At 65.3% G+C, this 15,767-nt stretch carries 19 protein-coding genes and 1 other RNA gene; 8 read left to right on the top strand and 12 right to left on the bottom strand.

Annotated elements, in window-relative coordinates; all coding sequences use genetic code 11:
* Positions 1-110: 110 nt before the first annotated feature.
* Positions 111-974: a LysR family transcriptional regulator gene (locus tag IG169_RS04705; RefSeq protein ID WP_193175004.1), complete on the top strand. Its 864-nt coding sequence runs from the start codon at positions 111-113 to the stop codon at positions 972-974.
* A 10-nt stretch (positions 975-984) separates the two neighbouring features.
* Here IG169_RS04705 and IG169_RS04700 read toward each other — a convergent pair whose 3' ends face one another.
* The 4 genes from IG169_RS04700 to ruvC form a co-directional block, all read right to left on the bottom strand.
* Entirely contained in the window at positions 985-2,184 is a 1,200-nt protein-coding gene (locus IG169_RS04700) for a hypothetical protein (protein WP_193175003.1), read from the bottom strand.
* A gap of 73 nt (positions 2,185-2,257) precedes the next feature.
* Positions 2,258-3,295, bottom strand: a complete 1,038-nt coding sequence (gene ruvB / locus IG169_RS04695; protein ID WP_193175002.1) for a Holliday junction branch migration DNA helicase RuvB — start codon at positions 3,293-3,295, stop codon at positions 2,258-2,260.
* A gap of 42 nt (positions 3,296-3,337) precedes the next feature.
* Complete coding sequence (ruvA, locus tag IG169_RS04690) at positions 3,338-3,952, bottom strand: Holliday junction branch migration protein RuvA (RefSeq protein ID WP_193175001.1); 615 nt, start codon at positions 3,950-3,952, stop codon at positions 3,338-3,340.
* On the bottom strand, positions 3,949-4,461 hold the full coding sequence (gene ruvC / locus IG169_RS04685; protein ID WP_193175000.1) for a crossover junction endodeoxyribonuclease RuvC: 513 nt from the start codon (positions 4,459-4,461) through the stop codon (positions 3,949-3,951). The genes ruvA and ruvC overlap by 4 nt, the downstream gene beginning before the upstream one ends.
* A gap of 129 nt (positions 4,462-4,590) precedes the next feature.
* Here ruvC and IG169_RS04680 point away from each other — a divergent pair, with 129 nt between their 5' ends.
* Positions 4,591-5,349 (top strand): TSUP family transporter, encoded by a 759-nt coding sequence (locus tag IG169_RS04680; RefSeq protein ID WP_193174999.1) that lies wholly within the window; start codon positions 4,591-4,593, stop codon positions 5,347-5,349.
* Positions 5,350-5,355: 6 nt separating this feature from the next.
* Here the strand turns inward: IG169_RS04680 and IG169_RS04675 are convergent, their stop codons facing one another.
* Positions 5,356-6,282, bottom strand: coding sequence for a DMT family transporter (locus tag IG169_RS04675; protein ID WP_193174998.1), 927 nt, complete (start codon positions 6,280-6,282; stop codon positions 5,356-5,358).
* A 1-nt stretch (position 6,283) separates the two neighbouring features.
* Positions 6,284-7,036: a YebC/PmpR family DNA-binding transcriptional regulator gene (locus tag IG169_RS04670; protein ID WP_193174997.1), complete on the bottom strand. Its 753-nt coding sequence runs from the start codon at positions 7,034-7,036 to the stop codon at positions 6,284-6,286.
* A gap of 155 nt (positions 7,037-7,191) precedes the next feature.
* On the opposite strand from IG169_RS04670, the gene IG169_RS23985 reads away from it, so the two are divergent.
* The 4 genes from IG169_RS23985 (at position 7,192) to IG169_RS04650 (ending at position 9,693) form a co-directional block, all read left to right on the top strand.
* On the top strand, positions 7,192-7,737 hold the full coding sequence (locus tag IG169_RS23985; RefSeq protein ID WP_343225575.1) for a tetratricopeptide repeat protein: 546 nt from the start codon (positions 7,192-7,194) through the stop codon (positions 7,735-7,737).
* A 127-nt stretch (positions 7,738-7,864) separates the two neighbouring features.
* Positions 7,865-8,710, top strand: coding sequence for an MBL fold metallo-hydrolase (locus IG169_RS04660; protein WP_428982234.1), 846 nt, complete (start codon positions 7,865-7,867; stop codon positions 8,708-8,710).
* Positions 8,711-8,715: 5 nt separating this feature from the next.
* The gene (locus tag IG169_RS04655) at positions 8,716-9,069 is read left to right on the top strand and encodes a hypothetical protein (RefSeq protein ID WP_193174995.1); all 354 of its coding nucleotides are present in this window, start codon (positions 8,716-8,718) and stop codon (positions 9,067-9,069) included.
* A 234-nt stretch (positions 9,070-9,303) separates the two neighbouring features.
* Positions 9,304-9,693 carry a hypothetical protein gene (locus IG169_RS04650; RefSeq protein WP_193174994.1) on the top strand — a complete coding sequence of 130 codons (390 nt, stop codon included), beginning with the start codon at positions 9,304-9,306 and terminating at the stop codon, positions 9,691-9,693.
* 45 nt (positions 9,694-9,738) lie between these two features.
* On the opposite strand, the gene IG169_RS04645 is transcribed toward IG169_RS04650, so the two are convergent.
* The 6 genes from IG169_RS04645 to IG169_RS04620 all read right to left on the bottom strand — a co-directional run bounded on the left by IG169_RS04645 (position 9,739) and on the right by IG169_RS04620 (position 12,990).
* Complete coding sequence (locus IG169_RS04645; RefSeq protein WP_193174993.1) at positions 9,739-10,560, bottom strand: TIGR00282 family metallophosphoesterase; 822 nt, start codon at positions 10,558-10,560, stop codon at positions 9,739-9,741.
* Between the two features lie 24 nt (positions 10,561-10,584).
* A complete protein-coding gene (locus IG169_RS04640) occupies positions 10,585-11,172 on the bottom strand; it encodes a 5-formyltetrahydrofolate cyclo-ligase (RefSeq protein WP_193174992.1) in 588 nt (195 codons plus the stop codon).
* Positions 11,173-11,195: 23 nt separating this feature from the next.
* Positions 11,196-11,352, bottom strand: a non-coding RNA gene (gene ssrS, locus IG169_RS04635) — 6S RNA.
* A 54-nt stretch (positions 11,353-11,406) separates the two neighbouring features.
* Positions 11,407-11,760: a cell division protein ZapA gene (locus IG169_RS04630; RefSeq protein ID WP_193174991.1), complete on the bottom strand. Its 354-nt coding sequence runs from the start codon at positions 11,758-11,760 to the stop codon at positions 11,407-11,409.
* 20 nt (positions 11,761-11,780) lie between these two features.
* Positions 11,781-12,053, bottom strand: coding sequence for a DUF4164 domain-containing protein (locus IG169_RS04625; protein ID WP_193174990.1), 273 nt, complete (start codon positions 12,051-12,053; stop codon positions 11,781-11,783).
* Positions 12,054-12,249: 196 nt separating this feature from the next.
* Entirely contained in the window at positions 12,250-12,990 is a 741-nt protein-coding gene (locus tag IG169_RS04620) for a helix-turn-helix transcriptional regulator (protein ID WP_246717129.1), read from the bottom strand.
* A 92-nt stretch (positions 12,991-13,082) separates the two neighbouring features.
* Between IG169_RS04620 and IG169_RS04615 the strand changes: the two genes are divergently transcribed.
* Together IG169_RS04615 and tkt are read left to right on the top strand one after the other, a co-directional pair.
* Entirely contained in the window at positions 13,083-13,619 is a 537-nt protein-coding gene (locus tag IG169_RS04615) for a peroxiredoxin-like family protein (RefSeq protein WP_193174989.1), read from the top strand.
* A 136-nt stretch (positions 13,620-13,755) separates the two neighbouring features.
* On the top strand, positions 13,756-15,759 hold the full coding sequence (gene tkt, locus IG169_RS04610; protein ID WP_193174988.1) for a transketolase: 2,004 nt from the start codon (positions 13,756-13,758) through the stop codon (positions 15,757-15,759).
* The last annotated feature ends 8 nt before the right edge of the window (positions 15,760-15,767 follow it).

The following is a 15,767-nucleotide window of genomic DNA, read 5'->3' as shown; positions in this document are numbered from 1 at the left end:
TGTTTATGGGATGGATCTCCTCGGTTCGCCATCATTCCTATATCGGGGAAGGCTTGCAATCATGCAGTGATATTGCAGTATCAGCCTGCAATTTTACAGGAAGGAAATTCATGCCGGACCTTTCCCGCCTCAACTGGGAGGACCTCAGGATCGCGGCGGCGCTGGCGCGCACGGGAACCTTTGCCGGCGCGGCCGCCGAACTGGGCTTCGACGCGACGACGGTCGCCCGCCGCATCGCCCGTCTCGAAGCCGCGTTGCCTTATCCGCTCTTCCACGCCGCCGACGGCCTGCGCCGTCCGACCGCGCGCGGCGCGCAGGTGCTTTCCCATGTCGAGGCAATGACGGAACACGCCGCCGCCATCGGCGCGATATCCGCGACGGAATCCGGCGTCACCGGCCATGTCCGCGTCGCCGCAACGGCAAGCATATGCGACCGTGTTCTCGCCCCGCACGCCGCCGGCCTGCTCGAAGACCATCCGGGGCTCACCCTGTCGCTGCTCGCATCCGACGCCAATGTCAGTTTCTCGCGTTACGAAGCCGACATGGCCATCCGCCTCGCGAGACCGCAGCGCGGCGGCTTCGTGATCCGCAAGCTGGACACCCTCCCGCTGGTACTCTTCGAACCCGTCCGGACGAACGGCGGTGACACGACGATTGTCTGCGCTTATCCGGACAGTCTGCAGGACACGCCCGAGATGGCCGAACTGGCGCGCATCGGGCTACGGGAAAAGGCGCGCTTCATTTCCAACAGCGCGCGCGCGATCCGCACCGTCACCGAGTCCGGCCGCGCCGTCGCCGTGCTTCCCGTATTTGGCGGCGACATCAGGACGCCTCCGGCAGTCCGCGCGACCCCGCTCGGCACGTCCCGCGAGGCCTGGCTGCTCATCCAGCCGCATTTGAAGAAGGACGCCGCCGCGAGGACCGTCGCCGACTGGATCGTCGATTGCTTCGAACCGTCCAAAACGGGTGCGTGACCCGGCTGCCTCAGCCTTCCACCGCCCGCCCGAACACCACGATCGCCGCGCCGATTGCGGCAAGCGCCGCAAAGCCGGCACTCCGCGTGCGGGCGTTGGCGTTCCACGCCGTCACCGCGGCAATCGCCGCCTGCAGCATGTAGTAGATGGCGAAGGCGCGCGAGGCGTAGGCGATGATATCGAACACATCGGCCCACCAGGTCAGCGCCACACCGACCGCGGCCAGCACGGCATAGGCGCCGCGCGGCGACATCCGGCCTCCGGTCAGTTCGGCGATCAATCCGCCCGAGCCGCTGGTGTCGGCGACGGCCGCGCTGAACTGCGCCGCCAGCGCCGCGGCAACCAGCAGCACCGTCAGAATCGGTGCGACGAGACCCATCATGTCGACGATCGCCGTTTCGGTCAGCTTCACCTCGCCGCGCTCGAAGACATAGGCGAGCAGCAGGATGTAGGTCATGTAGATCCCCGTCGACAGCCATTGCGCCCAGCGCATGGATTTCTCGCGGGTCCGGCTGTCGTAATCGGCCGCCAGATAGCGCGACGTCTCGAATCCCTGCACGGTGACGATCAGGCCGAAGGCGAGCGCCACCGCCGGCCAGCCGGTCATTTTCGGAAGATTGAAAAGCACGCCGCCATCGTTCGCCCGGCCGGCGAAATAGGCGCCAAGGCCGAGCAGCAGCCCGGCGATGATCGCGAGCTTGGCCGTGACCGAGACATATTCCATCTGCTCCAGCGACTTGAACCCGTGCGTCCAGCCGGCAAACACGATGACGCCGAAAACGGCGGTCGTCACCATCTTGGCCTGCAATGGCTCGTTCATGGCCGTCAGGCTGACCCCGAAGGCGCCGAACAGGTTGAGATAATAGGCGACCGAGATGACATAGGCGAAACCGAGCGACCAGGACGCCGCCGTCTCGAGCCCTTCCACAAGCCGGCTGCGGTGCGAACCGCCCGCTTCGAGCGCCGCCATGTTGTAGCGGATTGCCGAGCCATAGAGATAGGCGCCAAGGCAAAGCGCGGCCATGACGAGAGGCGCGTATTTTCCATAGGCCTCGTCGAGAATGGGGCCGAGCACGAGGAAGCCACTGCCGATGATCGAGGCAAGCGGCGTGGTCATCGCCCGCCATGTCGGCCTGGTCCGCACCTTGGGCAACCACAACAGCAAGGCGGTCAGCAGCACCGCCACAAGGATACCGATATTGAGGATCACGGGTTTCCTGGTTTCTCCCGGCCGGGCTGCAAAAGCAGAGGCAACGCCATGCGGCATGCCGGCCCTTGCATGGTCATTCTTCGTCGAACAGGGTCGCCTGCATCGCCGCGAGGTCCTTCGGCGCGGCGAGGCCGAGATGGCTCCAGGCCCTTGCCGTCAGCAGGCGCCCGCGCGGCGTGCGCTGGATGAAGCCCTGCTGGATCAGGAACGGCTCGATGATGTCCTCGATGGCATCGCGCGGTTCCGAAAGGCCCGCGGCGATCGTTTCGATCCCCACCGGCCCGCCGCCGAAATTCCGTGCGATCATCGTCAGGTAGCGACGGTCGAGCGCGTCGAGCCCGATGGCGTCGACATCGAGCCGCGTCAGCGCCGCGTCGGCGATCTCGCGTGTCACCTGTCCGGCCTTCGCCACATCGGCAAAATCGCGCACCCGGCGCAACAGCCGGCCTGCGATGCGCGGCGTGCCGCGTGCCCGTTGCGCGACTTCGCGCGCGCCATCGTCGCTCATCGGCAGACCCATGATCCGCGCCCCGCGCCGCACGATCGTCTCCAGCTCCTCGACCGTGTAGAATTCGAGCCGCACCGGAATGCCGAAACGGTCGCGCAGCGGCGTTGTCAGCAAGCCCAGCCGCGTCGTCGCCGCGACCAACGTGAATTTCGCCAGATCGATCTTCACCGACCGCGCGGCCGGCCCCTCGCCGATGATCAGGTCGAGCTGGAAATCCTCCATCGCCGGATAGAGGATCTCCTCCACCGCCGGATTGAGCCGGTGGATCTCGTCGATGAACAACACGTCGCGGTCTTCGAGATTGGTCAAAAGCGCGGCCAGGTCGCCCGCCTTGGCGATCACCGGACCGGAGGTGGCGCGGAAATTCACGCCCAGTTCCTTGGCCATGATCTGCGCCAGCGTCGTCTTGCCGAGGCCGGGCGGGCCGACGAACAGAACGTGGTCGAGCGCCTCGCCGCGGCCCCGCGCGGCCTCGATGAACACCTTCAGGTTGGCGCGCGCCGCCGCCTGGCCGGTGAAATCGTCCAGCGTCTGCGGCCGCAGCGAGACATCCATGTCCTCGCCGCGTTTCTCCGGCGTTATCAGGCGGGCTTCGTCATCCATGGGTCGTCATTCGCACTGCATGGTCTTCAAGGCAAGCCGGGCTCACCGCGACAGTTCCTTCAGCCCCAGCCGGATCAGTTTCGCGCTGTCGGCGCCTTCGCCCGCTTCCCTCACGGCGGCGGCCACCGCGTTCGCGGCCTGGTCGCGGCTGTAGCCGAGATTGGTCAGCGCCGAGACCGCGTCCGCCACCGGAGCCGCGGCGACGCCCTCGCCCAGTTCCTGCTTCAGCCCGATCGTGCCTGATGCCTCGCCGGCAAAGGCCGGCGCCTTCGATTTCAGTTCGGTGACGATGCGCTGCGCCACCTTCGGCCCGATCCCCGGCGCGCGCGCCACCATCGCCTTGTCCTGCAGCGCGATCGCGTTGGCGAGATCGGACGGCGTCAGCGTCGACAGCACCGCCAGCGCCACCTTCGCGCCGACGCCCTGCACGCTCTGCAGCAGCCGGAACCATTCGCGCTCCAGATGCGTCGCAAAACCGTAGAGCCGGATCATGTCTTCGCGCACATAGGTCTCGATAAGCAGCACCGCCGCCTCGCCCGCGTTCAGGCCGGACAGCGTGCGCATCGGGCAGAACACGACATAGCCGACGCCGTGCACGTCGATGATCGCGTGATCCTCGCCGATCTCGTCGACCGTTCCCTTCAGTTTTCCGATCATGCCGTCGCAAGCCTCGCCTGGTGAACCGCGCTCATCCGGTGATGCGAATGGCAGATGGCGATGGCGAGCGCGTCGGCGGCGTCGTCCGTGTCGAATGTCGCCTTCGGCATCAGCACCTTCACCATCATGTGGATCTGTTTCTTGTCGCCGTGGCCGACGCCGATGACGGCCTTCTTCACCGCGTTCGGCGCGTATTCGGCCACCCGGATGCCCGTGCGTGCCGGCACCAGCATGGCGATCCCGCGCGCCTGGCCGAGCTTCAGCGTCGCCGCCGCATTGGTGTTGACGAAGGTCTGCTCTACGGCGGCCTCCTGCGGCACGTGCGCGTGCAATATCTCGGCAAGCCCGTCATGCAGCTGGCACAGCCGCGAGGCGAGGTCCGCCTTGTCGTCGGAGCGGATCGTGCCGGAAGCAACGAAATGCAGGCTGTTGCCGAGGCTCTCGACGATGCCCCAACCCGTCCGGCGCAAACCCGGATCGATCCCGATAATGCGAATCGCTTGTCCCATCTCGCCTCCGCTGTCACGTTAGCTTCTGCCACGAACGATGTGAACAAAAAGAAAACAAATAATCACAACTTGCCCTCGAAAGTCCGCCATGCGATTGCCTCGGCGTCTCAGTTTTCCCGGGAACAATCCGTGACGATTCTTGGCATTCCTGTCGATGCGGCCTTCTTCGTGCTGATGATCGCCATCGGCATCGCCGGAATCGTGCGCGGCTTTTCCGGCTTCGGCACCGGCATGATCGTCGGCCCGGTCGGCGCGATGACCTTCAGCCCGCAGATCGCCATCGTCATCCTCCTGGTCATCGACACGCTGCCGATGGTTCCGCTGATCATCAGTGCTTTGAAGAAGATCAGCTTACGCGAATTGCTGCCGGTTGCCGCCGGCTACGGGCTGATCATGCCGCTCGGCATCTGGTTCCTGAAGACCGGCGACACGGAAACGTTGCGCTGGTTCATGTCGGCGGTGATCGTGACCGCGGTCGCCGTCCTGTGGTCCGGCTGGTATTACCGCGGCCCGCGCAACGTGCCGGTACGTCTCGCGGTCGGCGGCGTCTCGGGCTTTCTCGGCGGCGCGGCGGGCATTGGCGGGCCGCCCGTCATCCTCTACTGGATGGCGCTGCGAACCGGCGCGGGTTTCGTGCGCGCCAACCTGATCATTTACTTCGCGCTGACCCAGCTGTTTTCGGGAACCGGCCTTTTCCTGGCCGGACTCACCACGAAGCAGTCGGTGACGATGGGCGTCCTTTACGCGCCGGTCTATCTTGTCGGGCTGCTGGTCGGCGCGCGGCTGTTTGGCTTTTCCAGCGAGGCGGCCTACCGCCGCATCGCGCTGGCGATCGTCATGGCCGCGGCGATCCTGACCCTGCCGGCGCTCGACGCGCTGCGCTCCTAGGAAACCTCAGGCGGCGACGGGTTTCGGCAGTTTTCCGACCGGCTGCACCAGCGTCAGCCCGAAGCCCATCAGCCCGATCGCCAGCCACACCCAGACCGAATACGCCTCGCCGAGAAAGATCATGCTCAATCCCACCGCCGACGCCATGACGACATAGGAGATCTGGCTGGAGAAGACGACGCCCGCGACCCCGACCAGCCACATATAGCCGGCATAGGCGGCGGCATGCGCGACGGAGGAAGCGAACAGCGCCCATTCGGCGTCGCCCCATGGCTGCGTGAGATCGATCAGGTCACCGGAATACCAGGCAAGCGGCGCCGCGACCATCAGCCCGAAAATCGATGCGGCAAACAGCACCGCGACGGGGCTGACGTCATCGGGCGCGAGCCGCCCGATGAAATTGCCTTCCAGCCCGTAGCAGACGGGCGCGACCAGGGCGACGAATATCCACGGCGCCATGCCGGGTTCCGGCAGGCTGGCATCGGGCACGGCGATCATCGTCATCGCCGCGACGCCGAGCACGATCCCCATGCCCCGGTGCGGCCTGAAACTTTCATTGCCCGCGGCAAGCGCGATCCCGAACGAGAAGATCGGCACCGTCGCCAACGCGATCGACAGGATCCCGGCGGGCAGATGCGCCGCGGCCAGATAGACGAACATATCCGGCAGGATCGTGCCGAGCAGGCCGATGACCGCATAATAGAAAAGATGGCGCCGCGTCAGCCCGATCTTCATCCGCCGGATGGCGACGATCAGCCCGAGGCAGCCTGCCGTGAACGCCAGTTGCCAGACGAGCAGGCCGATCGGCGGATGGCCCGTCGACACCGCGACCTTCGTCATCGGCTGGGTCGCGCCCCAGATGCAGCCGAAAACGCCGAGGCCGGCGAACGAGAGAAAAAGCGTCCTCCGGCGCGGCGTTTCGGTTTGCGTCATGTCACGCCGAGAGTTTCGTCATCACGTCTTCCGCGATGTCCTCGTTGGAATAGACGTTCTGGACGTCGTCGTCGTCGTCGAGCGCGTCGAGCAGCTTCATCAGCGTGCCCGCCTTGTCCTCGTCGATCGGCGTGCGGTTCTGCGGCTTCCAGATGATGTTCACCGATTCCGGCTCGCCGAGCGCGTCTTCCAGCGCCTTCGACACCGCGCCGATATCCTCGAAGGCGCAGGTGATCGTGTGCCCGTCCTCGTCGGTTTCGACGTCCTCGGCGCCCGCCTCGATCGCCGCTTCCATGATCGCGTCGGCATCGCCGGCGTCCGGTTTATAGACGATCTCGCCAACCCGGTCGAACATGAACGACACCGAGCCGGTCTCGCCGAGCGACCCGCCGTTCTTCGAGAAGCAGGCGCGGATGTTGGAAGCCGAGCGGTTGAGGTTGTCGGTCAGCGCCTCGACGATGACGGCGATGCCGCCCGGCCCGTAGCCCTCGTAGCGCATTTCCTTGTAGTCCTCGGCGTCGCCGCCTGCGCCCTTGTTGATGGCGCGCTGGATGTTGTCCTTGGGCATCGACTGGCCCTTGGCGTTGGCCACAGCCAGGCGCAAACGCGGGTTCATGTCCGGATCGGTCGTGCCGCCGCCCATCTTCACCGCGACGGTGATTTCCTTCGAAAGGCGGGAAAACAGTTTCGACCGGGCCGCGTCCGCGCGCCCCTTGCGGTGCATGATATTCTTGAATTTCGAATGACCGGCCATGGTCTCCTCTGGCATCTGCGATGAGTGAAATGTGCGCGGCTTATATGAAAGTTCCTCGTCATCGTCCAGCGGGCTCGCTTCGCCATGTGCGCCGCCCTTGCCGATCGGGCGGCGCGCGATAGTTTGGAACCCGGACCTGCAGGGAGCAATTAGCCGTGGCGACAGCGCGTGGCGTGATATTCGCACTCCTTGCCGCCGTTCTGGCGGCATGGCCGGCCGCTGCGTTCGCCGCCGGGCCGGACCGCGCGGAAATCCATGCCCGCCTGTTCGAAAACCTCGCCGCCGCCACGACCGAGGCGGAGGGACGCCGCGCCGAGGACGCGATCTGGCAGTTCTGGATCGACCATCCCGATCCCGCGATCCGGGACGCCGTCGCCACGGGCATGCGCCAGCGCGAAAGCTATGACTGGGATGGCGCGCTCGCCACCTTCTCGCGCGTCATCGAGACCGACCCGGACTATGCCGAGGGATGGAACCAGCGCGCCTTCATCCATTTCCTGAAGGAGGACTACGACGCCTCGCTCGCCGATCTCGACCGCGCGCTGGAACTCGAACCGATGCATTTCGGTGCCCTTGCCGGCAAGGCGCTGATCTTCATGCAGACGAACCGCTTCGACGAAGGCCAGGCGATTCTGCGTCAGGCCGTGGCGCTGCATCCGTTTCTCAAGGAAAGGGGCATGCTCGTCCCGCGCGAGCCGTGACGCCGGCCCGATGCGGCTTCGCGCCGCCGCCACGTGCCGCGAATTTGATTCGCCTTCCGCGAAGCCGCGTCTACAATCCCGGCGAAGCCAAGCCAGGGAACAGATCAGGGAGACCGCCATGCGTTCCATGCGCGCGCTGACCGCCGCCTGCCTCGCAGTCCTTTCCGGCCTTGTTGTTGCCGGGCCCGCCCGCGCCCAGGAACCGGGCGGGGAAAAGCCGCCGAGCCAGTGCCTCGCCGTCGCGCAGGCGCTGCCGAACGTGATCTACGCCTCGGCATCGGCCGCCGAAAATCCGCTCGCCGTGCCCGACGCGGTCACCATCACCTTCGCCGGCCACTCGACCTACCGCATCGAAACGCCCGCGGGCGTCACCATCGCAACCGACTTTTCCGGTCTCTACGGCGCCGTTCCCGTGCCACGCGTCGTCACCATGAACCGCGCCCATACCTCGCACTACACCCTCACCCCCGATCCGGCGATCGAGGTCGTCCTGCCGGGATGGGACCCCGAAAGCCCGAGCCCGGTCGAACACCATGTCGTGGTCGACGACGTCTATATCCGCAACGTCACGACCGATATCCGCTCCTGGGCCGACGGCGGCATGATCCCCGATGCCAATTCCATCTTCATCTTCGAGGTTGCGGGTCTGTGCATCGGCCATCTCGGCCATCTGCATCACGCGCTGACCGACGCGCATTATGCCGAGATCGGACGGCTCGACATCGTCATGGTTCCGGTCGACGGCGGCCTCACCCTGTCGCATACCGGCATGGCGGAGATCACCAGCCGGCTGCGCTCGTCGATCGTCCTGCCGATGCATCTGCGCGGCACGGTGCTCGACAATTTCCTGTCGAAGATGAGCGGCGAATTCGCGATCCGGTACATGGACGGAAATTCGCTCACCATCACGGTGCGCGACCTTCCGAAACGGCCGACGATCATGGTACCGGAAAACCTGGCCTTCAGGGGATGAGTTCAGTGCGAAAATTCCGTTCGAACCGGCGCGCCGGACCGTTGCACGCGAGTGCGGTCGCGCTCCTGCTTTTCGGCGTGACCGTGCCCGCCCACGCGATCACCCGCATCCGTGGTGATCTGACGCCTTGCGCCGAGATCCAGCGCATCCTCCGCGACGAGGGCGCCGTGGTGATCCGTTTCCCCTCGAAACGCATCCCGGACTATTTCCTCTATGACCGCTACGTCAGTCCGCATTATTTCTGCGTGCCGCCGGAAGTGCCCGTCACCCGCAGGATAAACTCCGCCGACAATCCGCGCTGCGTCGTTCACCGCTGCGAGCGGGTCGAGCCGCTGTTCAATCTTTTCGATCGCAATTGATGCCAAGGCTGTTCGTCTGAGGACAGCACGGTTGTTTCCGGCATGCCGGCCTGAAGCCCGAAGCCTGCCCCGGGCGTGCTCACATTTCGATGGATGCGACCATTTGTAACGCATGACGCACCGGATTCTTGTCGCCCGTCAATGAGCACCGGCTTGGACCGGGCAAACTGTATCGGCCGCATGGGTGGCAACGGACATTTGCGTCCGTTGCCTTGTTAATTGAGGAGGACCACCATGACCCGCAACCGTTTAAATCCCGCTCAACGATATGTCGGCGCCGTATTGGCGGCGTCCGTTCTGCTTTCCGTCTCTGTGCCGGCCGGGGCTGTCGAACGCATTCGCGCCGATGAAAACACATGCGCCAAAATCCAGGAAACGCTTCAGAGCGCGGGCGCATTGATCATTCAATATCCGTCCGCCCGGGTCGCCAATCTCTTGCTCTACGACCGCTATGTCAGCTCTTGCGCCTATTGCGATCCGGGCGAAGACGTGGCGCCCGCGACCGTGCCGGCATCGGACAATCCCGAATGCGTCGTCCAGCGCTGCGTGCCGATCGGCGGGGGCCAGGGCACGCCGGCTTGCACTCCGAGTGAACCGGAAACCGGTCGGGATAACCGAAATTAAATAGCGATCGATCGTCCCGGCCAATCCACGGCCGGGACGCCCCGTCTACCACCAGTCCGGCACGGTTTCCGACAATTGCGGCCCGAGCCGCAACGGCGCGATCTTTTCGGCGAGGCCCGTCCGGTCGGAAATTTCCACCGCCACGCCGCAAATCGTCGCCGGCCCCGAGGCGGCCTCGAACCGCCCTTTCGGGATCTTCGACAGGAACCGGTTGAGCGGCTCCTCCTTGTCCATGCCGAGCGAGGAGTCGTAATTTCCGCACATGCCGGCATCCGACATGTATCCGGTGCCGCCGGACAGGATCTGGTGATCGGCCGTCGGCGTATGCGTGTGCGTGCCGACGACAAGGCTGGCGCGCCCGTCGACGAAATGGCCGAAGCAGATCTTTTCCGACGTCGCCTCGGCGTGGAAATCGAACACGACGGCATCGAACTCGGACCCGAGACCGCCGGTCGCAAGCTGCGCTTCCGCGCAGGCGAAGGGATCGTCGAGATCCGGGCTCATGAAAACGCGGCCCATGATGTTCGACACCATGACGCGCGCGCCGTTCTTCGCCTCGTAGACGCCCATGCCCTTGCCGGGCGAGCCGTTCGGGAAATTCGCCGGCCGCAGGAACTGCGAATGCCGGTCGGCGAAGACCAGCGCCTCGCGCTGGTCCCAGACATGGTTGCCCGTCGTCACCACGTCGGCGCCGGCGTCCAGCGTCTCGGTCAGGATCGTCTCCGTGATACCGAATCCGCCGGCCGCGTTTTCGCCGTTCACGATGGTGAAATCGATCCGGTAATCCGAAATCAGGCCGGGCAGCCGGTCATAGACCGCGACACGCCCGGACCGCCCCACCATGTCGCCCAGAAACAGAAGTCTCATGCAGTTCTCCTACGCGCCATCCTCCTACGCGTCATCTGCGAAGCCGCGCAAGCCTTCCTCGGTCAAAACGGCGGCAAGCGGCACGTCATGCGGCTCGGCCGGCACGGCCTCAACCTCCTGGCAGGCAAAGGCGATGCCGATCAGTTGCGGCGTCATGCCCTTTGCGATCAGCCGGGCGATCGCCCGGTCGTAATGCCCGGCGCCATAGCCGATCCGGTTGCCCGCGGCGTCGAAGGCCGACAGCGGCACCAGCAGCAGTTGTGGATCGAGTATCTCCGCCTCCTCGCCCGGACCGGCCGTGCCGAAGCCGGTATCGACCATCGGCGCGCCGCGCACGAGTTCGCGGAAAATGATTGTTTCGCGGTCCATGACGACGGGAAGGCAAAGCCGCGCGCCGCGTTCCCGGAGCGCGAACATCAGCGGCCGGATATCGGCCTCCGAACGGATCGGCCAGAAACCGGAGACGATCGTGCCGGGCTCGATGGCGATGCCGGCGCCGTGCTCGGCGATGCAAAGGCTCTTCTCGATGCGCAAATCCGGCGCCAGCGCGTCGCGCCGCGCAAGGCAGTCGCGGCGGATCGCCTTCTTCAATTCGGAGGGATCAGGCGCCAAGAAAATTCTCTCCGGCGGGAGATGGACCGACCACGACAACCGGTGGAAAGCGGCATCCCGGGAACCTACTTATGTAGGTGGGTGCCGTGTGACGGGACCCACGGGTCCAATCAGGGACAGCTCCCTTGAGATGCGTAAGGCCCCGGGTAAATTGTTTCCTGCCGCGAAGCGCAGTCAGCCAAACCGCGATATAGGCCTCCGCCGGCACAAACGCCAGTGGCAGGAGCTCCGGGATCACGACAATTTCGCCGCGACGGCCTCGATCTTGCCGGCCACGGCCGAAAGCCGCTCCATCAATTGCCCGTCGGTGCTGTCGGCGCGCTGCAGCGCCTCGTCGCGCGTGCGGCGCAGCGACTCGATCTCCGACTCCAGTCCCGTCACCCGCTTCCGCAGTTCGGCAAGCTCGTCCATGACCATGATCCCCGCCATCACCGTGATGCGCTGGTCGCCGATCTCGCCGAACGAGCCTTTCAGATGACCGACATACTGGTCGAAACTGCTGGCCAGTTCATGGAGATGCTCCTCCTGGCCCGGATCGCACGCCATCCGGTAGGCCTTGCCGTCGATTGTCACTGTGACCTGGGACATGAACCCTCTTCAAGTCGTTGCTAGCGGTCGAGAACCGCGCGAATGGTTTCCATGGCGGTGACGAGGCGGCGCGACACTTCCTTGTTGACGTCCTCGAGACGTTCGGAGCGCGATTCCGCCGCGTCGAGCTCGCCGGCCAGACGGCTCCGGTCGGAATTCATCCTCTGGACCTCTTCCTCGGCGTCGCGGTAGTTCTCGCGCACGTCCATCTGCCGGTCGATTGCGTCCTCGAGCGTCGCCACGGCCTTGTCCAGCCGGTTCAAAACCTCCGAAAGCGTCTGTTGTGAAGCCATGCCGGATTCTCTCGACTAAATCGGGGAAAGACGAACGCCTTTCAATTGAGTGCTTTACGCCTGCCCGATAAGGCAGTGCGTCAAGGTACCCAGTTTACGGCGCGTTTTCAAATGCCGCCGGCATTAACCCACAGGACAGAATGGCGCTCCGGCAACGAAACAGCGGGGAAGTCGCGGCCGGACGCGGACGCGCGGCTCACGCGGCCTGCCTGGGACGCAACGCGATCGGGTTTTCGCCGAAGCGTTTCCTGAAAGCCCGCGCAAATCCTTCCGGCGAGGCATAGCCGTAGCGGCGCGCGATGGCGTCGATCCGGTGGCCTCTGGAAACGTCCTGCCGCGCCAGGATCAGCCGCCATTGGCGCAGATAGGCGCTCGGTGGTTCCCCGACCGTCGTCGTGAAGATTTCGGCGAACCGGCTGAGCGACAGGCCGGCGATCCGCGCCAGGTCCTCGTTGCGCCACTGGCGTCCGGGCTGGTCGTGCATGGCGACGATGGCGCGGCTGATCCGCGGGTCGGATAATCCCGCCAGCAGGCCGGGTTCGGCCGATCCCGCCTCGATCTGCGCCCGCAGGATGCGCACCAGAAGCACCTCGCAAAGCCTGTTGACCACCGAGCCCGAGCCACACCGATCGGCGGTCAGTTCCGACTGGACGAGTGCGATCAGGCTCCGGCTTTCGTCGTCGTTTTCCAGATCGAATTCGACGAATTCCGGAAGCGCCGACATCAGCGGGTTGGCTGCGCCGCCCCAGTCGACGGCCGCCGCGAAAACGATCCGGTCGGCGCTGATCCCGAATCCGGAGGCGCCGGTGCGCAGCAATGCCTTGCGGGCGACGCCGCCGCGCCCTTCCACCACCAGCATCGCCGCTTCGAGCGGCGCGGGCCGGACGTCGAGGCTGAAGCGTTCCATCAGTGTGGACAGGCGGTCGAAATCGGACATATCGGTGATACGGTCGGTTTTTCAGGATTTATCAGACATCGATACCTGTATTCTTGCGGCAACGCAACCTGAACCCGCCCCGAGGATCATCCATGCTCCTGCCCCGCCAGAAAACCCCCGACCTGAACCTGCCGACACTCGATCACGGCGTATTCGACCTGACGACCGATCCATCCGAACGCGGAACGATCATCTGCTTTTACCGCGGACTGCATTGTCCGATCTGCGCGACCTACCTGACGGAGTTCCAGAAACGCGTCGCCGATTTCGCCGACCGCGGCGTCGCCACGATCGCGGTCAGCAGTGACAGCGAGGAGCGGGCCCGCGCCATGGCCGACAAGATCGGGGCGGACACACTGCGCTTTGCCTATGGCCTGCCGCTCGCCAAGGCGCGCGAGTGGGGGCTCTACATCTCGACGTCCCGCGGCAAGACGTCGATCGGCATCGAGGAACCGCCGCTGTTTTCGGAACCGGGCCTCTTCATGGTGACGCCCGCGCAAACGCTGTATTACGGTTCCGTCCAGACCATGCCCTTCGTGCGGCCGCATTTCTCCGAACTTGTCGGCGCGCTCGATTTCGCGATCAGGAACGATTATCCGGCACGTGGCGAGTATACAGGCGCCGTCTAGCCCCGCCTGTTGACGCCGGCTACGCCCCCCTGCCGTTTTATTGACTCGTCTCGGCGACCTGCTATGTGTCGCGCGATTTCGTTCGAGACGGCCCGCGGCAGCGGCCCCGGCCTGGTCGGCACAAACAGGAAAACTCATGACGGTACGCGAAAAACACGACCGGATGGCAAATGCGATCCGATTCCTTTCCATGGACGCGGTGCAAGCCGCGAACTCCGGCCACCCCGGCCTTCCGATGGGCGCGGCCGACATCGCCACCGTATTGTTTTCGCGGTTCATGAAATTTGATCCGATGAACCCGAAATGGCCCGACCGCGACCGCTTCGTCCTGTCGGCCGGCCATGGCTCCATGCTGCTCTATTCGCTGCTCTACCTGCTCGGATACGAGGACATCACGATCGACGAGATCAGGAATTTCCGTCAGATCGGCTCGAAAACCGCCGGCCATCCGGAATACGGCCACGCCGCCGGCATCGAGACGACGACCGGCCCGCTCGGCCAGGGTCTGGCCAACGCCGTCGGCATGGCGATCGCCGAGCGCAAGCTCGCCGATGAATTCGGCCGCGATCTCGTCGACCATTATACCTATGTGCTTGCCGGCGACGGCTGCCTGATGGAGGGCATCAGCCAGGAAGCCCTGTCGCTTGCCGGCCACCTCAAGCTCGACAAGCTGATCGTCTTCTGGGACGACAACGGCATCTCCATCGACGGCAAGGTGTCGCTCTCGGATTCGACCGACCAGCAGGCGCGCTTCGCGGCCTCGGGCTGGGAAACGCTCTCGGTCGACGGCCATGACCCGGACGCCATCGCGACCGCGGTCGAACAGGCGCGCTCGTCCGACCGCCCGACGCTGATCGCCTGCCGCACCACCATCGGCTACGGCGCTCCGACCCGCGCCGGCACCTCCAAGGCGCACGGTTCGCCGCTCGGCGCCGAGGAAATCGCCGGCGCCCGCAAGGCGCTCGGCTGGCAGTCCGCGCCCTTCGAGATCCCGTCCGAAATCCTCGACGACTGGCGTCTCGTCGGCCTGAACGCCGGCAAGGAACGCGTCGCCTGGGAAAAACGCCTCGGCGAGGCCGATGCGACGCTTCGCGGCGAATTCGAGCGCCGCATGCGCGGCGACCTTCCGGCCTCCTTCGGCTCGGCGATGGAGACCTGGCGCAAGCAGCTCGCCGCCGACCTGCCCAATGTCGCGACCCGCAAGTCGTCGGAGATGACCCTCGAGGTCGTCAACGCCGTCGTCACCGAGACGCTCGGGGGGTCCGCCGACCTGACCGGCTCCAACAACACCAGGACGAGCCAGACCGCGCCGATCACGCCGGACGATTTCTCCGGCCGCTATCTCCATTACGGCATCCGCGAACACGGCATGGCCGCGGCCATGAACGGCATCGCGCTGCATGGCGGCCTGATCCCCTATGGCGGCACGTTCCTCGTCTTTTCCGACTACGCGCGCCCCGCGATGCGCCTCGCCTCGCTGATGGGAATCCGCTCCATTTTCGTCATGACGCATGATTCCATCGGCCTTGGCGAGGACGGCCCGACGCACCAGCCGGTCGAGCATCTCGCCGCCCTGCGCGCGATCCCGAACCACACCGTTTTCCGCCCGGCCGACGCGATGGAAACCGCGGAATGCTGGCAGATCGCGCTGGAAACCGTCACGACCCCCTCGACCCTGGCACTGACCCGGCAGAACCTGCCGGCGCTGCGCACCGAGTTCTCGGCCGACAACCGTTGCGCCAATGGCGCCTATGAACTGGCGCCGGCCAGCGACGACGCCGTCGTGTCGATCTTCGCCTCCGGTTCGGAAGTCGAAATCGCGATGAAGGCGAAGGAAGCCCTCGAAGCCAACGGCCACCCGACCCGGGTCGTCTCCGTGCCGAGCCTTGACCTCTTCCGCCAGCAGTCGGAGGATTACCGCAAGGCGATGATCGGAAGCGCACCGGTCCGCATCGCCGTCGAGGCCGGAATCCGCCAGGGCTGGGACGCCGTCATCGGCTCCGACGGCGATTTCGTCGGAATGGATTCCTTCGGCGCATCCGGCCCCTACGAGCAGCTTTACGCCCATTTCGGGATCACGCCGGAGGCGGTCGTCGCTGCGGCTGAAACACGCATTCACGCAGGCAGGCAACACCAGTAACTTCGCCC

Source organism: Oricola nitratireducens (assembly GCF_014904745.1).
GTDB classification, from domain to species: domain Bacteria; phylum Pseudomonadota; class Alphaproteobacteria; order Rhizobiales; family Rhizobiaceae; genus Oricola; species Oricola nitratireducens.
The sequence above is the reverse complement of the archived record's forward strand: the minus strand, read 5'-3'. Positions and strand labels throughout refer to the sequence as shown.

Excerpts from the sequence above, each read along its gene's own strand:
- IG169_RS04705 (WP_193175004.1), top strand. The coding sequence starts at position 111 with ATGCCGGACCTTTCCCGCCTCAACTGGGAGGACCTCAGGATCGCGGCG.
- ruvB (WP_193175002.1), bottom strand. The coding sequence starts at position 3,295 with ATGGATGACGAAGCCCGCCTGATAACGCCGGAGAAACGCGGCGAGGAC.
- ruvA (WP_193175001.1), bottom strand. The coding sequence starts at position 3,952 with ATGATCGGAAAACTGAAGGGAACGGTCGACGAGATCGGCGAGGATCAC.
- ruvC (WP_193175000.1), bottom strand. The coding sequence starts at position 4,461 with ATGGGACAAGCGATTCGCATTATCGGGATCGATCCGGGTTTGCGCCGG.
- IG169_RS04675 (WP_193174998.1), bottom strand. The coding sequence starts at position 6,282 with ATGACGCAAACCGAAACGCCGCGCCGGAGGACGCTTTTTCTCTCGTTC.
- IG169_RS04670 (WP_193174997.1), bottom strand. The coding sequence starts at position 7,036 with ATGGCCGGTCATTCGAAATTCAAGAATATCATGCACCGCAAGGGGCGC.
- IG169_RS04660 (WP_428982234.1), top strand. The coding sequence starts at position 7,865 with ATGCGCGCGCTGACCGCCGCCTGCCTCGCAGTCCTTTCCGGCCTTGTT.
- IG169_RS04650 (WP_193174994.1), top strand. The coding sequence starts at position 9,304 with ATGACCCGCAACCGTTTAAATCCCGCTCAACGATATGTCGGCGCCGTA.
- IG169_RS04645 (WP_193174993.1), bottom strand. The coding sequence starts at position 10,560 with ATGAGACTTCTGTTTCTGGGCGACATGGTGGGGCGGTCCGGGCGTGTC.
- IG169_RS04630 (WP_193174991.1), bottom strand. The coding sequence starts at position 11,760 with ATGTCCCAGGTCACAGTGACAATCGACGGCAAGGCCTACCGGATGGCG.
- IG169_RS04625 (WP_193174990.1), bottom strand. The coding sequence starts at position 12,053 with ATGGCTTCACAACAGACGCTTTCGGAGGTTTTGAACCGGCTGGACAAG.
- IG169_RS04620 (WP_246717129.1), bottom strand. The coding sequence starts at position 12,990 with ATGTCCGATTTCGACCGCCTGTCCACACTGATGGAACGCTTCAGCCTC.
- IG169_RS04615 (WP_193174989.1), top strand. The coding sequence starts at position 13,083 with ATGCTCCTGCCCCGCCAGAAAACCCCCGACCTGAACCTGCCGACACTC.
- tkt (WP_193174988.1), top strand. The coding sequence starts at position 13,756 with ATGACGGTACGCGAAAAACACGACCGGATGGCAAATGCGATCCGATTC.